The 18,435-nt window shown below is 74.8% G+C and carries 15 protein-coding genes; 9 read left to right on the forward strand and 6 right to left on the reverse strand.

Annotated elements, in window-relative coordinates:
• Window positions 1-221 precede the first annotated feature (221 nt).
• Window positions 222-1,742, forward strand: coding sequence for a chitinase (locus tag ACFYNX_RS15300; RefSeq protein WP_388661773.1), 1,521 nt, complete (start codon window positions 222-224; stop codon window positions 1,740-1,742).
• Window positions 1,743-1,832: 90 nt separating this feature from the next.
• Here the strand turns inward: ACFYNX_RS15300 and ACFYNX_RS15305 are convergent, their stop codons facing one another.
• The gene (locus tag ACFYNX_RS15305) at window positions 1,833-4,100 is read right to left on the reverse strand and encodes a heavy metal translocating P-type ATPase (protein ID WP_388661775.1); all 2,268 of its coding nucleotides are present in this window, start codon (window positions 4,098-4,100) and stop codon (window positions 1,833-1,835) included.
• 203 nt (window positions 4,101-4,303) lie between these two features.
• Between ACFYNX_RS15305 and ACFYNX_RS15310 the strand changes: the two genes are divergently transcribed.
• The 3 genes from ACFYNX_RS15310 (at window position 4,304) to ACFYNX_RS15320 (ending at window position 6,463) form a co-directional block, all read left to right on the forward strand.
• The gene (locus ACFYNX_RS15310; RefSeq protein WP_388661777.1) at window positions 4,304-4,579 is read left to right on the forward strand and encodes a hypothetical protein; all 276 of its coding nucleotides are present in this window, start codon (window positions 4,304-4,306) and stop codon (window positions 4,577-4,579) included.
• Window positions 4,580-4,790: 211 nt separating this feature from the next.
• Window positions 4,791-5,498, forward strand: coding sequence for a copper homeostasis protein CutC (locus ACFYNX_RS15315; RefSeq protein WP_365542842.1), 708 nt, complete (start codon window positions 4,791-4,793; stop codon window positions 5,496-5,498).
• 71 nt (window positions 5,499-5,569) lie between these two features.
• Window positions 5,570-6,463: an aminoglycoside phosphotransferase family protein gene (locus ACFYNX_RS15320; protein ID WP_388661779.1), complete on the forward strand. Its 894-nt coding sequence runs from the start codon at window positions 5,570-5,572 to the stop codon at window positions 6,461-6,463.
• Between the two features lie 7 nt (window positions 6,464-6,470).
• Here the strand turns inward: ACFYNX_RS15320 and ACFYNX_RS15325 are convergent, their stop codons facing one another.
• Window positions 6,471-8,531 carry a HelD family protein gene (locus ACFYNX_RS15325; protein WP_388661781.1) on the reverse strand — a complete coding sequence of 687 codons (2,061 nt, stop codon included), beginning with the start codon at window positions 8,529-8,531 and terminating at the stop codon, window positions 6,471-6,473.
• A 254-nt stretch (window positions 8,532-8,785) separates the two neighbouring features.
• Between ACFYNX_RS15325 and ACFYNX_RS15330 the strand changes: the two genes are divergently transcribed.
• Complete coding sequence (locus ACFYNX_RS15330) at window positions 8,786-8,974, forward strand: hypothetical protein (protein ID WP_388661782.1); 189 nt, start codon at window positions 8,786-8,788, stop codon at window positions 8,972-8,974.
• A gap of 130 nt (window positions 8,975-9,104) precedes the next feature.
• On the opposite strand, the gene ACFYNX_RS15335 is transcribed toward ACFYNX_RS15330, so the two are convergent.
• The gene (locus ACFYNX_RS15335; RefSeq protein WP_388661784.1) at window positions 9,105-10,247 is read right to left on the reverse strand and encodes an FAD-dependent oxidoreductase; all 1,143 of its coding nucleotides are present in this window, start codon (window positions 10,245-10,247) and stop codon (window positions 9,105-9,107) included.
• A gap of 192 nt (window positions 10,248-10,439) precedes the next feature.
• On the opposite strand from ACFYNX_RS15335, the gene ACFYNX_RS15340 reads away from it, so the two are divergent.
• The gene (locus tag ACFYNX_RS15340; RefSeq protein WP_388661786.1) at window positions 10,440-11,099 is read left to right on the forward strand and encodes a TetR/AcrR family transcriptional regulator; all 660 of its coding nucleotides are present in this window, start codon (window positions 10,440-10,442) and stop codon (window positions 11,097-11,099) included.
• Between the two features lie 26 nt (window positions 11,100-11,125).
• Here ACFYNX_RS15340 and ACFYNX_RS15345 read toward each other — a convergent pair whose 3' ends face one another.
• Both ACFYNX_RS15345 and ACFYNX_RS15350 read right to left on the reverse strand, forming a co-directional pair.
• The gene (locus ACFYNX_RS15345; protein WP_388661788.1) at window positions 11,126-12,766 is read right to left on the reverse strand and encodes a DNA repair helicase XPB; all 1,641 of its coding nucleotides are present in this window, start codon (window positions 12,764-12,766) and stop codon (window positions 11,126-11,128) included.
• A gap of 262 nt (window positions 12,767-13,028) precedes the next feature.
• Entirely contained in the window at window positions 13,029-15,620 is a 2,592-nt protein-coding gene (locus tag ACFYNX_RS15350) for a helicase-associated domain-containing protein (RefSeq protein WP_388661790.1), read from the reverse strand.
• 72 nt (window positions 15,621-15,692) lie between these two features.
• Between ACFYNX_RS15350 and ACFYNX_RS15355 the strand changes: the two genes are divergently transcribed.
• Window positions 15,693-16,877 (forward strand): hypothetical protein, encoded by a 1,185-nt coding sequence (locus ACFYNX_RS15355; protein ID WP_388661792.1) that lies wholly within the window; start codon window positions 15,693-15,695, stop codon window positions 16,875-16,877.
• A 147-nt stretch (window positions 16,878-17,024) separates the two neighbouring features.
• Window positions 17,025-17,645 (forward strand): HAD hydrolase-like protein, encoded by a 621-nt coding sequence (locus ACFYNX_RS15360; protein ID WP_365542865.1) that lies wholly within the window; start codon window positions 17,025-17,027, stop codon window positions 17,643-17,645.
• Here the strand turns inward: ACFYNX_RS15360 and ACFYNX_RS15365 are convergent.
• Window positions 17,633-17,911, reverse strand: a complete 279-nt coding sequence (locus ACFYNX_RS15365; RefSeq protein WP_388661794.1) for a hypothetical protein — start codon at window positions 17,909-17,911, stop codon at window positions 17,633-17,635. The genes ACFYNX_RS15360 and ACFYNX_RS15365 overlap by 13 nt on opposite strands.
• A 135-nt stretch (window positions 17,912-18,046) precedes the next feature.
• Between ACFYNX_RS15365 and ACFYNX_RS15370 the strand changes: the two genes are divergently transcribed.
• Window positions 18,047-18,430, forward strand: a complete 384-nt coding sequence (locus tag ACFYNX_RS15370; RefSeq protein ID WP_365542871.1) for a cold-shock protein — start codon at window positions 18,047-18,049, stop codon at window positions 18,428-18,430.
• Window positions 18,431-18,435 lie beyond the last annotated feature (5 nt).

Raw genomic sequence — 18,435 nt, forward strand, 5'->3', positions numbered from 1 at the left:
GCTTTTCGGACCACGGCCCCCGTCCGCGCGCATCGTCCCAGCACCGCCCCCGTCCCCGTGCGTGTACCACGCAACGAAGCCCCGAATTGGTCTAGTCCAAGACTCCTTCAAGTTTGGTCCAGTCCATTGACGCGTCCGGCGCGGCGGGGCTACTCCGTATGCCAACAGACGCGCGCAACAAAGGCGTTGGCGCACCCCGCCCCCACACCCACGGGACTGTCATGAGACGCGTACGCTCGCTCCGCTCGGCCCTCACCGCCGCGGTGACCGCCGTCGCCGCCCTCGGCCTCGCCGCCGTCGGCACCGCGCCCGCCCAGGCGGCCACCCCCCTCCCCGCGCACGTCTTCGCCCCCTACTTCGAGGCCTGGACCGGCGAGAGCCCCGCCGCCCTCAGCGCCCAGTCGGGTGCCAAGCACCTGACGATGGCCTTCCTCCAGACCGCCGCCAAGGGCTCCTGCACCGCGTACTGGAACGGCGACAGCTCCCTGCCCGTCGCCGCGTCCTCCTTCGGCGCCGACATCAAGACCATCCAGTCCCGCGGCGGCGACGTCATCCCGTCCTTCGGCGGCTACACGGCCGACACCACCGGCACCGAGATCGCCGACAGTTGCACCGACGTCAACCAGATCGCCGCCGTGTACCAGAAGGTGATCACCACCTACGACGTCACCCGGCTCGACATGGACATCGAGGTCGACTCCCTCGACAACGCGGCCGGCATCGACCGCCGCAACAAGGCCATCAAGGTCCTCCAGGACTGGGCCGCCGCCAACGGGCGCCAGATCGAGATCTCGTACACCCTGCCGACCACCACCCGCGGCCTCGCCTCCAGCGGCCTCGCCGTCCTCAAGAACGCCGTCGCCAACGGCGCCCGCGTCGACGTCGTCAACATGATGACCTTCGACTACTACGACAACGCCGCCCACGACATGGCCGCCGACACCAAGACGGCCGCCCAGGGCCTCTACGACCAGCTCGCCAAGCTCTACCCGGCCAAGACCCCCGCCCAGCTCTGGGGCACGGTCGGCATCACCGAGATGATCGGCGTCGACGACTTCGGCCCCGCCGAGACCTTCACCCTCGCCAACGCCCGCACCGTCTACGACTGGGCCGTCTCCAAGGGCATCAACACCCTCTCCTTCTGGGCCCTCCAGCGCGACAACGGCGGCTGCCCCGGCGGCGCCGCCGCCGACAACTGCTCGGGCATCCAGCAGAACACCTGGGACTTCTCCCACATCTTCGCCCCCTTCACCAGCGGGACGACCGCCCCGGCCGACGACTTCTCGGTGGCCGTGACCCCGGCCTCCGCCACCGTCGCCGCCGGGTCCTCCACCACCGCCACGGTGAAGACCGCCGTCACCGCCGGTGCGGCCCGGACGGTGAACCTCACGGTCAGCGGCCTGCCCGCCGGCGTCACCGCCTCCCTCAGCCCCGCCTCCGTGACCGCCGGCGGCTCCTCCACCCTCACCCTGAACACCACGACGGCCGCGGTCTCCGGCACGTACCAGATCGTCGTCAACGGGGCGAGCCCGTCCGCCGGGCACGCCGCCGTCCTCTCCCTGACCGTCACCGGCGGCGCCACCCAGTGCACGGCCGCCCCGTGGGCCAAGGCCACCGTCTACACCGGCGGCCAGCAGGTCTCCCACAAGGGCCACACCTGGAAGGCCAAGTGGTGGACGACGGGCGAGGAGCCCGGCACCACCGGCGAGTGGGGGGTGTGGCAGGACCTCGGCGCCTGCTGAGCCGTACCCGCTCCACGCACGAGGGCCGGGGCCCGTCCGCCGTTCGGACGGGCCCCGGCCCCGTGTGCCGGTCCGCTCAGCCGTCGACCGTCAGCCGTCGATCGCCTTGAAGCCCCGCAGCCGCAGGCTGTTGCCCACCACGAAGACCGAGGAGAAGGCCATGGCCGCGCCCGCGATCATCGGGTTGAGCAGCCCGGCCGCGGCGAGCGGCAGCGCCGCCACGTTGTAGGCGAAGGCCCAGAAGAGGTTCGAGCGGATCGTGCCGAGGGTCCGGCGGGAGAGCCGGATCGCGTCGGCCGCCGCCCGCAGGTCCCCCCGTACGAGGGTCAGGTCGCCGGCCTCGATGGCGGCGTCCGTGCCCGTGCCCATGGCAAGACCGAGGTCGGCCTGCGCGAGCGCGGCGGCGTCGTTCACGCCGTCGCCGACCATGGCGACCGAACGTCCCTCGCGCTGGAGGCGCTCGACGACGTCGACCTTGTCCTGCGGCATGACCTCCGCGATCACCTCGTCGATGCCGACCTCGGCGGCGACGGCCTCCGCGACCGCCCGGTTGTCGCCGGTGAGCAGGATCGGGGTGAGGCCGAGCCCGCGCAGCCGCCGGACCGCCTCGGCACTGGTCTCCTTGACGGCGTCCGCGACCTCCAGGACCGCGCGCGCCTCCCCGTCCCAGGCGACCGCGACGACGGTCCGCCCCGCCGCCTCGGCCGCGTCCTTCGCGGACCTGAGGCCGGCCGGGAGGGCCATCGCCCACTCCTCGAGCAGCTTCTCGCGGCCGACGAGGACCGCGTGGCCCCCGACCACGCCCTGAACGCCGAGGCCGGGGACGTTCGCGAAGTCCTCGGGGGCCGGGAGCGTCCCCACCCGCTCGGCCGCGCCGGCGGCGACGGCCCGCGCGATCGGGTGCTCGGAGGAGTGCTCCAGAGCACCCGCGAGCCGCAGGACGTCCTTCTCCTCCACGCCCCCGGCGGTGTGGACGGCGAGGAGGGTCATCCGGCCGGTGGTGACGGTGCCGGTCTTGTCCAGGACGATCGTGTCGACCCGGCGGGTGGTCTCCAGGACCTCGGGTCCCTTGATGAGGATGCCGAGCTGCGCGCCGCGCCCGGTGCCGACCATGAGGGCGGTCGGGGTGGCCAGGCCCAGGGCGCACGGGCAGGCGATGATCAGGACGGCGACGGCGGCGGTGAACGCGGCGGTGAGGCCCTGTCCGCTGCCGAGCCAGAAGCCGAGGGTGCCGACGGCGAGCGCGATGACGACCGGCACGAAGACGGCCGAGATCCGGTCGGCGAGGCGCTGGGCGGCGGCCTTGCCGTTCTGCGCGTCCTCCACCAGCTTCGCCATCCGGGCGAGCTGGGTGTCGGAGCCGACGCGGGTGGCCTCGACGACGATCCGGCCCCCGGCGTTCAGGGTGGCGCCGGTGACGGCGTCCCCGACGCCGACCTCGACCGGGACGGACTCGCCGGTGAGCATGGAGGCGTCCACGGCGGACGAGCCCTCGACCACGGTGCCGTCGGTGGCGATCTTCTCGCCGGGACGGACCAGGAAGCGGTCCCCGACGCGGAGGTCGGCGGTCGGTACGGTGACCTCCCTGCCGTCCTTCAGGACGGTGACCTCCTTGGCGCCGAGCCGCATCAGGGCCTTGAGCGCGGCGCCCGCCTTGCGCTTGGAGCGGGCCTCGAAGTACCGGCCGGCCAGGAGGAAGGCGGTGACGCCGGCGGCGGCCTCCAGGTAGATGTTCCCGGCGCCGTCGGTGCGGGCGATCGTGAACTCGAAGGGGTGCGTCATGCCGGGCATGCCGGCGGTGCCGAAGAACAGCGCCCACAGCGACCACAGGAACGCGGCGCCGGTGCCGACCGAGATCAGGGTGTCCATGGTCGCCGCGCCGTGCCTGGCGTTGGTCCAGGCGGCGCGGTGGAAGGGCCAGGCGGCGTAGACGACGACCGGCGCGGCGAGCGTGAGGCTCAGCCACTGCCAGTACCGGAACTGGAGGGCCGGGATCATGGCCATGGCGACGACGGGGACGGCGAGCACGACGGCGGTGACGAGCCGCTGCCTGAGGGGCCGCAGCTCGGCGTCGGCCCGCTCCTCGTCGGTGGGGCCCGCGCCGGCCGCCTCGTCCCTCGGGGGTTCGGGTTCGGCGGCGGTGTAGCCGGTGGCCTCGACGGTGGCGATGAGGTCGGCGACGCCGACGCCCGCCTCCGCGTCGAAGCTGACCTTCGCCTTCTCGGTGGCGTAGTTGACGGTGGCCTCGACCCCGTCCATGCGGTTGAGCTTCTTCTCGATGCGGGCCGCGCACGAGGCGCAGGTCATGCCGCCGATGGCGAGCTCGACCTGAGCCGTGCCGGATGTCGTCGTTGCCATGGCCTCTGCTCCTCGTCGGTCGATTCTCTCACGAGCATACCCTAGGGGGGTATCTGTTCACGTCTTCAGGTATACCCCCGGCCCGTACCGGAAGCAAGGGGGATCGGCTTGACTTGATACCCCTAGGGGGTATCGTGACGTGTGAGGAAGGGTCGTGCGCAGTCGCCCGCGCCCCTCCATCGACGACCGACGGGAGAGCAGCCATGAACACCGGTGCGAAGATCGCCGCCTTTGCCGCCGCGCTCGCCGCGACCTTCGGGGCCGCGTACGGGGTCGGCGCGGCCGTCGGCCCCTCCGCGAAGCCCCCGGCGGTCGAGGAGCACGCGGACCCCCACGGGACGCCTCCCCGCGAGACGGCTCCCCACGAGGGGGGCTCCCACGAGGAAGGTTCCCGCGAGGGGCGTCCCGGCCCGGACGCCTCCTTCACGGCGACGGCGACGGCGACGGCGCCCGGCGCGGGCGCGTACCGTCTCCTCTAGAGCTTCCAGGACTTCCAGGGCTTCCGGGACTTCCAAGGCCTCCGGCACGAGGGCGAGGCGCGGGCGGCGGTCCTCGCGGTACGGACGGGCGATTCCGGGGCAGACGTTTCCGCAGATGGTGAGGCCGAGCACGGTGCGGGCGGCCGCGAGCACGGCTAGGCTGGTCATTGGACTAGACCTATAGCCGTCATTCATGGAGGAATGGGCTTCGATGAGCAACCGTGCAGTCCTTGAGGTGATCGCCCTCGACGAGGAAGACGCGGTCGCCGCCCAGACCGGCGGCGCCGACCGGCTCGAACTCGTCACCGACATGGCGGCGGACGGGCTCACCCCGTCCGGGGCCGGCTTCGCCGCGATCCGCGCCGCCGTCGACATCCCGCTGCGCGTGATGCTCCGGCTCGCCGACGGCTTCTCGGCCGGCGGCCCCGAGGGCGTCGAGGCCCTCGTCACCCGCGCCGCCGACCTCCGGGAGGCCGGCGCGGACGAGTTCGTCCTCGGCTTCCTCACCCCCGACGGCGCACCGGACCTGGTCGCCGTCGAGCGCCTGATCGCCGTCCTCGACGGCTGCCGCTGGACCTTCCACCGGGCGATCGACCGCGCCGCCGACCGCGACGGGCTGCGCAAGGGCCTCGCCGACCTGCCGGGCCTGGACACCTACCTCACGGCCGGTTCCGCCACCGGCGTCGACGACGGCCTCGCCACCCTCAAGGCCGAGGCCGCCCGTGCGGGCGAGCCCGGCTACGAGGCCCGCATCCTCGTCGGCGGCGGTCTCCGCCTCGACCACCTCCCCGAACTGCGCGCGGCCGGCCTCGACGCCTTCCACATCGGCGGCGCGGCCCGCCCGCAGGGCTGGACGGCCCCGGTCTCGGCGGACGCGGTCCGCACGTGGCGCGAGGCGGTGGACGCGCCGCTCTCCTGAGCACGGGCGGTCCGCCGGCGTACGGGAAAATACATGGTCTCGGCCGTACGCCGGCGGCTAGCCTCGCCCGCATGCCCGCCCCCCACACCGCCCCGCACCCCCTCGACGCCGTCCTCGTCGAGCGTCTGATCGCCGCGCAGTTCCCCGCGTGGGCCGGTCTGCCCGTGCGGGCCGTGGAATCGGCGGGTACGGACAATGCCGTGTTCCGGCTCGGGGACGAGCTCGCCGTGCGCCTGCCGAAGGCGGAGGGGGCCGAGGGGCAGGCGGAGAAGGAGCGGTACTGGCTGCCGCGCCTCGCCCCGCACCTGACGCTTCCCGTCCCCGTACCCGTCGGGCACGGGGCGCCGGGGGAGGGTTTCGACCGGCCCTGGACGGTGTGCCGGTGGCTCGACGGGGACGACGCGTACGACGCGCCGATCACCGACCTCGCCCACGCCGCCGTCGAGTTGGGCCGCTTCGGCGTCTCCCTGCGCGCGGCGGACGCGACCGGCGGCCCGGCCTCCTTCCGGGGCGGCCCGGTCACCGCCTGGGAGGAGGGCGCCATGGCACCGGCGATCGAGGCCCTCGGCGCGGACGGCACGCTCGACGCCGCCGCCGTCACCGGGGCCTGGGAGGCCGTCCTGCGCCTCCCACAGTGGCGGGGCGACCCGGTCTGGGCCCACGCCGACCTGCTCCCCGGCAACCTCCTCACCCGCGACGGACGCCTGCACGCCGTCATCGACTTCGGCGGCCTCGGCACGGGCGACCCGGCCTGCGACACGATGGCCGCCTGGACCCTCCTCACCGCCGACACCCGCCCCCTCTTCCGCGAGGCCTCCCGCGTCGACGACGCCACCTGGGCCCGCGGCCGGGGCTGGGCCCTGTGCTGGGGCGTCGTGACGGAGGCGTACTACCGGGGGAGGAACCCGGTCCTGGCGTCCGTCGCCCGCCGCACCCACACCGAGGCCCTGGCGGACTTCCCCTAGGGGGCGGTCACACCGCCCCCAACTGCTCCGGCACGGACGCGGAGTGAACGACCGTCAGGCCCGACACCGCTCGCGTCAGCGCCACGTACAGGCGCCGCAGGCCCGTCCGTTCGTCGGGTTCGCCGTCGACGACCGCCGCCGGCTCGTCCAGGACCACGTAGTCGTACTCCAGGCCCTTCGCGAGCGACGCCGGGACCAGGGTCAGGCGGGACGCGGCCGTCGTCTCCTCGCCCGGCGAGAGGTGCGGCAGGCCCGCCGCCGCCAGCGCCTCCGCGAGCGGCGCGATCCGCGCGTCGGCGGCGATCAGGCCGATCGAGCCCTCGTGCTCCAGCGCCTCGACGCAGGCCGCGACCACGGCCGCGTCCAGGTCCTCCGCACGCGCGTGCCGGACCTCCAGCGACCCCGGGTTCTCCCGTACCGACTCCACCGCCGCGAGCCCCGGCGACATGTGCGGCAGCAGCCGCGAGGCGTACGCGATGACCTCGCGCGGCACGCGGAAGCCGGCCGTCAGCTCCTCGACCACCGCCTCCGGCTTCCCCAGGTGCACGAGAGCCTGCGCCCAGCTCTCCGTCGCCCACGGCGTCGTCCCCTGCGCCAGGTCGCCCAGGACGGTGGCCGAACCGGTCGTGCAGCGGCGGCCCACCGCCCGGTACTGCATGGGGGACAGGTCCTGCGCCTCGTCGAGGACCACGTGCCCGAGCGAGTGCGTCCGCTCCACCAGGTCCATCGCCTCGTCCACGAGCACCGCGTCCGCCGCCGACCACTTCGCCGACTTCACGCTCCGGTCCGGCTTCTCCCGGAGCAGCAGCTTCTGCTCGTCCTCCGTGAGCACCCCCTCGGCGTGCTCGGCCAGGAACCCCGCGTCGCCGAGGAGCCGCAGCACCAGCTTCGCCGGGTCCACCGGCGGCCAGCACTCCTTCACGACCGCCTTCACCGCCGCGTTGCGCGCCACCGCGTTCTGCACCCGGTCGTCCGGCGCCTCGCCCGCCTGCTCCATCCGTACGAGCACGGCGTGCGCGATCCGCTGCGGAAGCGCCTCGCGGGCCGCCCCGTACCGGATGTCGCGGTCGAGCAGCTCCCGCACCATCTCCTCGATCTCGTACGCCGGGACCCGCCAGCGCCGCGAACCGCGCACCACCATCAGGGACTCCTCCGGCAGCTTCACGTGCGAGCGGACCGCCCGCCGCAGCACCTCCGCCATCCGGGCGTCGCCCTTCACGACCGCCGTCGCCGCCGCGTCCGTCCCCCGCACCTCGACGTGCGCCACGAGGTCGTCGACCGTCGCCTGCCTCACCTCCAACTCGCCGAGCGCGGGAAGCACCTGCTCGATGTAGTGGAGGAAGGAGCGGTTCGGCCCGATGACCAGCGTCCCGGTGCGGGCGAGCCGCTCCCGGTGCGCGTAGAGGAGGTACGCGACACGGTGCAGGCCCACGGCCGTCTTGCCGGTCCCCGGCCCTCCCTGCACGCACACCGACCCCGAGAGGTCCGACCGGACGATCTCGTCCTGCTCGGGCTGGATCGTCGCCACGATGTCCCGCATGGGACCCACGCGCGGCCGCTCGATCTCCGCCTGGAGCAGCCGGCTGGTGCGCGCCGGCTCCTCCGGGTCGGACAGGTGCTCGTCCTCGTACGCGGTGAGCTCGCCGCCCGTGTACCCGAAGCGGCGCCGCAGCCCCACGTCCTGGGGGTCCTTGCGCGACGCCCGGTAGAACGGCTGCGACACCGGGGCGCGCCAGTCGATCACCATCGGATCGCCGTCGGCGTCGTGCACGTGCCGCCGCCCGATGTAGAACCGCTGCCCCTCCTGCGTGGTGTGCAGGTAGTCGAGCCGCCCGAAGAACAGCGGCGTCCCGGCCAGGTCGGCCAGCGCCCTGATCCGGTCCTCGATCTGCCGCTCCAGGACGGCCGCGTTCACCCAGTTCGCGGTGACGTCCTTGATGTCGAGCGCCTGCACGTCCTCGCGCATCGCGCGCAGGGCGGCGCGGGAGGAGGTCAGGTGGGCGCGTTCGCGCGCGAGCGGATCGCCGGCGGACGGCGGCTGGTCGGGATCGACTGCGGGTACGGACACGGACACGGCGGAGCCTCCGGGGCGGATGCACGGACACGTCGAAGTGGCCGCCGGTTTCCGACCGGGCGGCGGCTCTCCACGGGGGGAGGCGGGGAAGCTGGCGAGTGTAGACCCTGGGGGCGGGGGGCGGCGAATGGATTCCGTCCGTCTCCATCCCGTAGGGGACGAGGTCGCTCTCACGTCGGACCCCCGGTCCGTCCCGGACGGGACCTCAGGCCGATGTGTTCGTAATGTCCGGATTCCATGATGGAAGCATGTCCGCGACGACCTTCACCCTCGTGACCACCGCCCCCCGCCTCCGCCGCGTGGGCCTCGCCCTCCGCGCGATACGCGCCTTCGGCGGCGCCGCGGCTGGCGTCGTCCTCCTCGGCGACTACGGCCCGCCGGAGGCGGGGGTACGGGACCCCCGCCCGAAGTACGCGCCCGAACGCGCCTCCGCCTGAGTACACGATCTCGCCCGATCGAGTACGGCGACGCCCGACGCGACCCCGCGGCCCTCGCCGTGCCCCGGGGCGCGCTCGTCGCCGCCCGGTACGCCCTGGCGTTCGCCGGCCCGGTGCTCGCGGCCCCGGACTAGAGCCCGTCCGGCTCGTGCGGCTCGTGCTGTTCGTCGGACAGCAGTCCCTCCGCGGCGCCGTCGAGGAGGCGCTGCATGTCGGCGGAACGGGGCAGCATCGTCTTCTCGTAGGCGCGGACGGCGTCGCCCACCGTGTCGTGGTGCGCGAGCGCGAGGGCGAGTTCGCAGGCGTCGAGCATGGCGAGGTTGACGCCGACGCCGAGCGGGGGCATGAGGTGCGCGGCGTCCCCCAGCAGCGTGACGGACGGGTCGTGCTCCCAGGCGTGGGGGACGGGCAGGGCGTGGAGGGGCCGGTCGACGTAGGGGCCGTCGTTGTCGGAGAGCAGCCGCCGCAGGCGGGGCGACCAGTCGCGGAAGCGGTCCAGGAGGAGGACGCGGAGGGCGTCGGTGTCCCGGACGGTCAGGCCGGCGGCGGCGATCCAGTCGGCGGGGACGCGCTGGACGACGTACACGCGGATGTGGTCGCCGCCGTTGCGCTGGGCGAACAGGCCGCGCTCGCCGTCGGCCGCGGCGGCGCTGCCCGGACCGACGAGCGCGGCGACCTCGGGGTGCCGTTCGTCGACGTCGTGGAACCAGGCTTCGAGGAAGGCGACGCCGGTGTACCGGGGGGTGGCCGGGGAGACGGCGCGGCGGACGCGGGACCAGGCGCCGTCGGCGCCGACGACGAGGTCGGCCTCGACGGCGGTGCCGTCGGCGAAGCGCAGCAGGCGGGGGCCTTTGGCGGGGCCCTCGACGGAGCGCAGGGCGTGGCCCCAGCGCACGGTGCCGGGTGCGAGCGAGTCCAGGAGGAGGCCGCGCAGCAGGCCGCGGTCGATCTCGGGCTTGAAGCGTTCGCCGTCCCCGGGGACGTGGTGGAAGCCGATCGCTCCCGTCTTCGCGTCCATCTGGCGCATCTCCTGCCCCTCCGGACGGGAGAGGCGGAGGAAGTCGTCGAGGAGCCCGGCCTCGCGCAGGGCGATCTGGCCGTTGTCCTCGTGCAGGTCGAGGGTGCCGCCCTGGTCACGGGCGTCGGGGCCGGCCTCGTGGTCGTACACGGTGACGGCGATGCCGTGCCGTTGCAGGACGCGGGCGCAGGTCAGGCCGCCGGGGCCGGCGCCGACGACGGCGATGCGGGGGGTGGAGGTGGTGGGGGAGGGCATGGGGGTGCTCCCTTCGTGGGGCGTACGGGGCTCGCGGGGCGTACGGGCATGGCGATGCCGCGCCGCCGGGAGGGGTGAGGGGTGGTGGGGACGGAATCGTCCGTCGTCCCCGACTCCAGAAGAGCACGCCGGACGCAAAAGTGCAACAGCTCAACTTTTGTATCGAGTGAACCGAAGGGGTAGGCTGGCCGCATGCCCGACACGGAACCCCACGGCACGGCACCGGCACCCGGTGGCGCCCCACCGGCACCGACCCCTCCCGGTCGCCGCGAACGCAAGAAGGCCGCCACCCGCCGGGCCATCGCCGACGCCGCGCTGCGCCTGTTCCTGGAGCGCGGCTACGACGACGTGGGCATCCGCGAGATCGCGGAGGCGGCCGACGTGTCGACCACCACGCTGTTCAAGCACTTCCCGGTCAAGGAGGCCCTCGTCTTCGACGAGGAGGCCGACCTGGAGGCGCACCTGATCGCCGCCGTGCGCGAGCGGCCCCCGGGACAGAGCGTCCCGGCGGCCCTGCGCGAACACGCCCTGCGCCACCGCAGGGCCGCCGACGGCGGGGACCCCCGCTTCACGGCCTTCCTCGGCCTGGTGGACTCCACCCCCGCCCTGCGCGACTACCACCAGGCCATGTGGCTGCGGCACACCGCCGCCCTCGCCCGGGCCGTCGCCGAGGAGAGCGGTCTCGCCCCGGACGACCCGGCGTGCACCGCCCTGGCCCACTTCGCCCTCGAAGCCCCCCGGGCGGCCCTGATCCACGTCGACGGCCACGGCCACGGCGACACCCGGGAGGCCCTGATCCGGACCTTCGACCTGCTGGACGCGGGCTGGCAGGCGATCACCGCACGCCCTTGATGCCTTACGGCTTGCGGCCCTACGACCTACGGGGCCGGCAACTCGTCCGCGTCCACGATCCGGTACGCGTACCCCTGCTCCGCCAGGAACCGCTGCCGGTGCGCCGCGAAGTCCTGGTCGATGGTGTCCCGGGCGACCACCGAGTAGAAGTGCGCCTGGTGCCCGTCGGCCTTCGGCCGCAGCACGCGGCCCAGGCGCTGGGCCTCCTCCTGCCGGGAGCCGAAGGTGCCGGAGACCTGGATGGCGACCGTGGCCTCGGGCAGGTCGATCGAGAAGTTCGCGACCTTCGAGACGACGAGCACGCTGATCTCGCCGGTGCGGAACGCGTCGAAGAGCCGCTCCCGCTCCTTGTTCGACGTCTCGCCCTTGATGACCGGCGCGTCCAGGTGCTCGCCCAGCTCGTCCAACTGGTCGATGTACTGCCCGATGACGAGGATCTGCTGCCCGGCGAACCTCCTCACCAGCGCCTCCGTCACCTTCCGCTTCGTCGCCGTCGTCGCGCAGAAGCGGTACTTCTCCTCCGGCTCGGCCGTCGCGTACGCGAGCCGCTCCGAGTCGGTGAGGTTCACCCGGACCTCGACGCAGTCGGCGGGCGCGATGTACCCCTGCGCCTCGATCTCCTTCCACGGCGCGTCGAACCGCTTCGGCCCGATCAGCGAGAACACGTCCGACTCGCGCCCGTCCTCGCGCACGAGGGTCGCGGTGAGGCCGAGGCGGCGGCGGGCCTGGAGGTCGGCGGTGAACTTGAAGACGGGCGCGGGCAGCAGGTGCACCTCGTCGTAGACGATGAGGCCCCAGTCGCGGGAGTCGAACAGCTCCAGGTGCGGATAGACGCCCTTCCGGCGGGTGGTCAGCACCTGGTAGGTGGCGATGGTGACGGGCCGGATCTCCTTCTTCGTCCCGGAGTACTCGCCGATCTCGTCCTCGGTCAGCGAGGTCCGCTTCACCAGCTCGTGCTTCCACTGGCGGGCGGAGACGGTGTTGGTCACCAGGATCAGGGTGGTCGCCTTCGCCTCGGCCATCGCGCCGGCGCCGACCAGGGTCTTGCCCGCGCCGCAGGGCAGCACGACGACGCCGGAGCCGCCGTGCCAGAAGCCCTCCACGGCCTGCTTCTGGTACGGCCGCAGGCTCCAGCCGTCCTCGGCGAGGTCGATCCGGTGCGCCTCCCCGTCCACGTACCCGGCGAGGTCCTCGGCCGGCCAGCCCAGCTTCAGCAGGGTCTGCTTGATCTGCCCGCGCTCGGAGGGGTGCACGGCCACGGTGTCCGGGTCGATCCGCTCCCCGACGAGCGGCTGCACCTTCTTCGACCGGAGGATCTCCTCCAGGACGGGCCGGTCGGTGGTGGTCAGCACGAGCCCGTGCACGGGGTGCTTGGAGAGCGTGAGCCGCCCGTACCGGTCCATCGTCTCGGCGACGTCCACGAGCAGCGCGTGCGGCACGGGGTAGCGCGAGTACTCCACGAGCGCGTCCACGACCTGCTCGGCGTCGTGTCCGGCGGCCCGCGCGTTCCACAGCCCGAGCGGCGTCACCCGGTACGTGTGGATGTGCTCCGGCGCCCGCTCCAGCTCCGCGAAGGGCGCGATGGCCCGGCGGCAGGCCTCGGCCAGCTCGTGGTCGACCTCCAGGAGCAGCGTCTTGTCGCTCTGGACGATCAGTGGTCCGTTCACGCGCGATCAGGTCCTTCCCGGGCCGCTCCGACGACGGCCAATCCTCCAGTCTGCCTGATCCGGGGCCGTTGTCGGCAGGGGCTGCCGCACTGGGGGACCGGTTTCCGCGCGAGGGAGGTGGCGGGAGACGAGCGTGGCTCACGGTCGGCATCACGGGCCTCGGACGCTGGAGGAGGCGCCGTTCCCGCTGAAGCCCGACCCCGGCGCGGCGCCCCGGCGGCCCCGCGCCGCCGGGAGCGGAGCACCGGACCCGTCGGCCCCGTCACACCTGGTCGTCCGCCAGCTCCGCCACCCCCGTGATCCGGTGCAGCGGATACGTGCGCACCTCGTCGGCCGTGTGGTCGTAGCCCGTCACGAAGCCGCCCTCCACGCGGACCGGGGCGATCACGCGCTGGCTCGCCGCGCCGTCCGCGTTCACGTAGCCGATCCAGACCGCCGATCCGGTCATCGCGGCCGCCTGGACGGTCGCCAGGGTCTCGGCGGACGAGGTGCGCGGGAGCGACCCGGCCGGGGCCGGGGCCGCCGGCTCCCTGCGGACCGCCGTCGCCGCCCGGTCGCCCGCCCGGATCGCCTTCACCGCCGCGCCCAGGAGGGTGGCGTCGGGGGCGGGCGGCCCGTCCGGGACGGGAACGGGGGCCGTACGCGCGGGCGTGCGGTACGCGTCGGCGCGCGTGACCAGGACGTCCCCCTCCGCCGACTCGGCCGCCGGGGCGTACCCCATCGCCCGCAGCCCGTCGAGCAGCGACGCCGGGTCCGCCTGCGCGGCGAGGACCGTCGGCGCCAGGCGCCGCAGGCCCAGGGCGGCGGAGCGCCGGTCGGCCAGGATCTCGCCGAGGACGGTGTCGTCGTCGCAGCGCACGTACGCGGACGCCGCTCCCACCCGCAGGTGCCCGTGGCGCCGGGCCACGTCGTCCACCAGGTACGCGAGCGGCTGCGGCACCGGCGTGCGGGAGTGCGCGGCGAGGAACGCGTGCAGGTCGGACGCGGCCAGACCGGAGTCGAGCGCCCGCCGTACGGAACCGGGCGTGAACCGGTACACCGTCGCGCCACCCTTCGACTCCACGTCCGCGAGGACGGCGAGCGCGTCCGCCAGGGGCCGCCGCAGCGGCCCGGGCGCGACCGCCGTCAGGTCGGCCTGGAGCAGGACGTGGTCGACGGCCTCCGGCAGCAGCGGCGCGAGCAGCGTCGCCGCCCGCTCGGCGGCCACCGACTCCTCGACGCCGCCGCCCTCGTCGGCGGGCGACGCGGCCTCGGCCAGCGGCAGGTTGAGCAGCGCCCGCGCCGGGGCCGACAGGGCGCCCCGGCCGGTGAGTCCGAGCAGCTCGGCCTCCGCGAGCGTCCAGCGCGCGAGCCGGGACCGCAGGTCGTCGGGGCGGGCGGGACCGGAACCGTCGTCACCGGAGCCCCCGGGACCGGCAGTACCCGCAGCACCCGCACGACCGGCGGCGCCCGCCGCCGGCCCCCGCGGCGGGCGCTCCCACCGCAGCCGCGCGAACAGCGTCTCCGGATCGGCCGCCGCGCCCGGCGGAAGCGTCGCCAGGAGGCCGAGGACCCGGTGCCGCACCTCGGGCGCGGCCGCCCGGTCCAGGTCCGGGCCGAGCGCCGAGAGCGCGCGCCCCTTCGCGTCCTGGCCGCCGACCAGGCCCGGCGTACGGGTCGAGGCCAGCCAGGGCGTGACGAGCCGGGCCCAGCGCTCGGCGGGCGGCAGGTCCAGCCAGTCGTCGTAGGCGGGCGTCGGCGCGTACCGCTCGTCCGCCTCCCCGTCCGGGGCGAGCAGCCCCGCCCCGTGGCAGAGCTCCAGCCAGAAGGCGGCGGCCTGCTCCGTCACGTCCAGGGCGACGGCGGTCCGCCGCAGGTCCCGTACGGACAGCCCGCCCGCCCGCAGCACCTGCGGGCCCCCCTTGTCCCAGGACTTCAGCAGCTCCTCGACGGTCGCCAGCGCCGTGTACGCCTGCCCGGCCGCCGCGCTGTCCACCACCTGGGGACGGTGGTCGCGCAGGACGCCGACCTCCGGCGCCACCGGCTCCGGCGCCCGGTGCGCCCGCCCGCCCCGCAGGTGCAGCGCCACCTCGCGCGGCAGCACCATCGTCCGCGCCGACACCGGGAGCAGCAGGCCCCGGTCGCGCAGCCAGCGCACCGGCGGGGCCGGGTTCGCCGTCACCTCGCCGTACGGCGGCCCCCACACGAGCCGGTCCAGGACCGCCAGCGCCTCCGGCGGCGCCTCGTCGAGGAGCGCGCCCATCCGGGCCCGGTCGGTGAAGAGCCCGGTCAGGGCCGCCACCGCCGACACCGGGTCGTGCGTCGCGGCGAGCCCGGCCGTCGCGATGATCTCCTGCACCCGGCCCGGCGACATCCCCGACGTCGCCTCGGCGACCGTCGGCCCGAGCCCGGTGGGCGAGGGGTGCTGCGGCGACGGCGAGAGCAGCTCGCGTGCGGTCCGCACGAGCCGCAGCCGGTCGTCCTCGCCCCACACCAGCGCCTGTTCGCGCAGCACCGCCACCGCGCCCGGCAAAGCCGCCTCGATCACCGGATCGCCCTCGTCACCGGTGAGCAGGGCGAGGAGCACGGCGTACGGGGCCGGGTCCGGGGCGACGGCGAGCGCCTCGGCCGTCTGGAGCGCGAACCGGTCGAGCCGCTCCAGGGCCCGCACCACCGAGCCCCGCGTCCCGGCGCGGGTCGCGAGCTGCGTCAGGTCGTTCGGCACGGGGTTCAGCAGGTCCGGGCGGGCGCGCAGCAGCGCGGCGAGCCCCTCGTCGCCCCGCGCGCGGAGCGCCTCCGCGAGCGTGCGGGGCGCCGCGCCGGCGCCAGTCCCCTCGGCCACGTGCGCCTCCCGGTCGAGCTCGCCGATCCCCATCCGGACCACGTTAACCGCTGCGCAGGCGCTAACGTCGGGCCGTACCGGGCGAACCGGCCGTGGAGGGGCACCGTGGGCATCGAGAGCGACCAGTTGGTCTACGACTACTTGAGCCGGGTCGGCGACCTGGCCCAGCAGCGCCACCTGCCGGCGAGCGACCGCGCGCGGCTCGTGTCGACCCTCCGGAACGAGATCGACCGCCGGCGCGCCACCCAGGGCGAGGAGACCCCCGCGGCGGTACGGGGCATCCTCGGCGCCCTGGGCACCCCGGACGAGGTCGTGGACCGCGCGGGGGCGCCGGACGGCACCGAGGACCCGGCCCGGGGCCCGGTGCCGTGGCCGCGCGGGGGCGGACGGTCCGGCGACCCGGAGCCGGGAAGCCCTTCCCGTACGGGGAGGAAGGGCCGTACGGGAAGGCCGGGGGAGGCCCCGGCGGGCGGCCGGACGGGCGGTGACGGCCGGTCGGGCCGTGACGGCCGGACGGGCCGTGACGGTCAGCCGGGCGGTGACGGCCGGCCGCCCCGCGACGGCGCCACCGGCCCCGACGCCCGAACAGCCCGCCCCCGTCCCGCCCCCGGCGGGTCCGGCGGGCCCGGAATTCCGGCCCCCCGCCCCGGCGTGTCGGCCCCGGGCCGTCCGCTGTTCCACGGCGGGACGGAGAAGGGCGTCTTCGACGGCCCGGGGGAGCCCGACTGGTGGCGGACGGAGGACGCCGCCGCCACCGTCCCCGGCTTCGTCGGCGGGATCGAGCGCCCGGACCTCTTCGTGCCGCCCGCCCCCGAGGAGGAGGACGAGGACGGGGAGGCCGGGGCCCCCGCGTCCGGGAAGCGCCGGGTGCTCGCCCGGATCCTGCGCCCGCGCAGGGCCGCGCCCGCTCCGGAACCGGTCCCGGAAGCCGAGGCGGCCCCGCCCCGCCCCCGCCTCGCCAACCCCTTCGTCCTGCTCGCCGCGCTGCTCCTGCTCGGCGGCGCCGTCTTCGGCTCGCTCCTCGCCCTCGCCGCGGGCTGGCTCCTCGCGTACGCCTCCCGCCGGCTGACCCCCGCCGAGGTCAAGGGCGCGGTCCTGGTGATCCCGGGCCTCGCCGCCGGCGCCGGGGCGCTCTGGCTGTGGGGCCGCGTCCAGGGCCGCTGGGGCGACCCGGTGACCCCGGGCGGCGAGGCGATGGGCGCGGCGGTCGCGGAGACCTGGCCGTGGGTCCTGCGGGGCGCGGCGGTCGCGTCGGCCCTGTTCCTGCTCTGGCGCTCCCGCAGACACTGAGGCGCCCGCCCCGGGACCTCGGAGGCTCTCGGCCCCGTGCCCCGGAACATCCGGCCTCACGTCTCCGAGGCGCCCCGGCCCCACGCCCCGAAGCACCGGCCCCGAGACCCATCCCGCGACCTCGAACGCCTGGCCCAGAATGAGGGCATGACCTCTCCGAACACGCCCCTCACCGTCGGGTTCGACCTCGACCTGACCCTCCTCGACACCCGCCCCGGCATCAAGGCCACCTGGGAGGCGTTCGCCGCCGAGACCGGAGTCGCGATCGACGCCGGCCTCGTCGTGACCCGCCTCGGGCCGCCGCTCGAACACGAGATGGCGTACTGGTTCCCCCAGGAGCGCGTCCCCGAGATGGTGTCCCGCTACCGCGCGCTCTACCCGGAGCACGCGATCGCGCCCACCGTCCCGATGCCGGGCGCCGAGGACGCGCTCCGGGCCGTGCGCGAGGCGGGCGGCCGGACGCTCGTCGTCACCGCCAAGAACGGCCCGCACGCCGAACTCCACTTCGAGCGCCTCGGCATCGAGCCCGACGCGGTCGTCGGCGGCCTGTGGGCCGAGGGCAAGGCGGAGGCCCTGCGCGCCCACGGCGCCCGGGTGTACGTGGGGGACCACACCGGCGACGTCCGGGGCGCCGCCGCGGCGGACGCCCTCTCGGTGGCCGTGGCGACCGGCCCCTGCCCCGCCGAGGAGCTGCGGGAGGCGGGCGCGGACGTGGTCCTGACGGACCTGACGGACTTCCGTGCCTGGTGGGAGGGCTACCTGGCCTGAGCGGAGCCGTCCGCGCCGGTCCTGGCCTGGCGCCGCTGGGTCGCGATCGAGCGCAGCACACCGGCGGCGGCGACGAGGAATCCGACCCCCATCAGCATGGAGACGGTGTACGCGACGGTGGGGAACGGGTCCGTCCCGAGGAAGAGCGGAGCCACGGTGACCAGCGTCGCGACCGCGCCGATCGCGAAGAGGACCACACCGGCCTTGACGAGGCCGTCGCCCGGAGCGCTGTCGTCCACCGGCGCGGCAGGGGTTTCACTGTGCATCCGGCCAGGGTAGTTCCCAGGCCGTAGGAACACATCGGCGACGTCTTGTCACCGGCCTCCGGACCATTAGCCTTGGTGCCGGCGGGTCGGTCGACCCGCCGTTTGCCATCCCCATCGACGAGGACGAGGACGGACGTGCCTACCGGCAAGGTGAAATGGTTCAACAGCGAGAAGGGCTTCGGCTTCCTCTCCCGTGACGACGGCGGTGACGTCTTCGTCCACTCGTCGGTGCTTCCCGCCGGAGTCGAGGCGCTGAAGCCGGGCCAGCGGGTGGAGTTCGGAGTCGTCGCCGGTCAGCGCGGCGACCAGGCGCTGTCCGTCACGATCCTCGACCCCACCCCGTCCGTCGCCGCGGCCCAGCGCCGCAAGCCCGACGAACTCGCCTCCATCGTGCAGGACCTGACGACGCTCCTGGAGAACATCACGCCGATGCTGGAGCGCGGCCGCTACCCGGAGAAGACGGCGGGCAAGAAGGTCGCCGGCCTGCTGCGGGCGGTCGCGGACCAGCTCGACGTCTGACCCGT

The organism is Streptomyces sp. NPDC007872, assembly GCF_042868165.1.
Classification (GTDB): domain Bacteria; phylum Actinomycetota; class Actinomycetes; order Streptomycetales; family Streptomycetaceae; genus Streptomyces.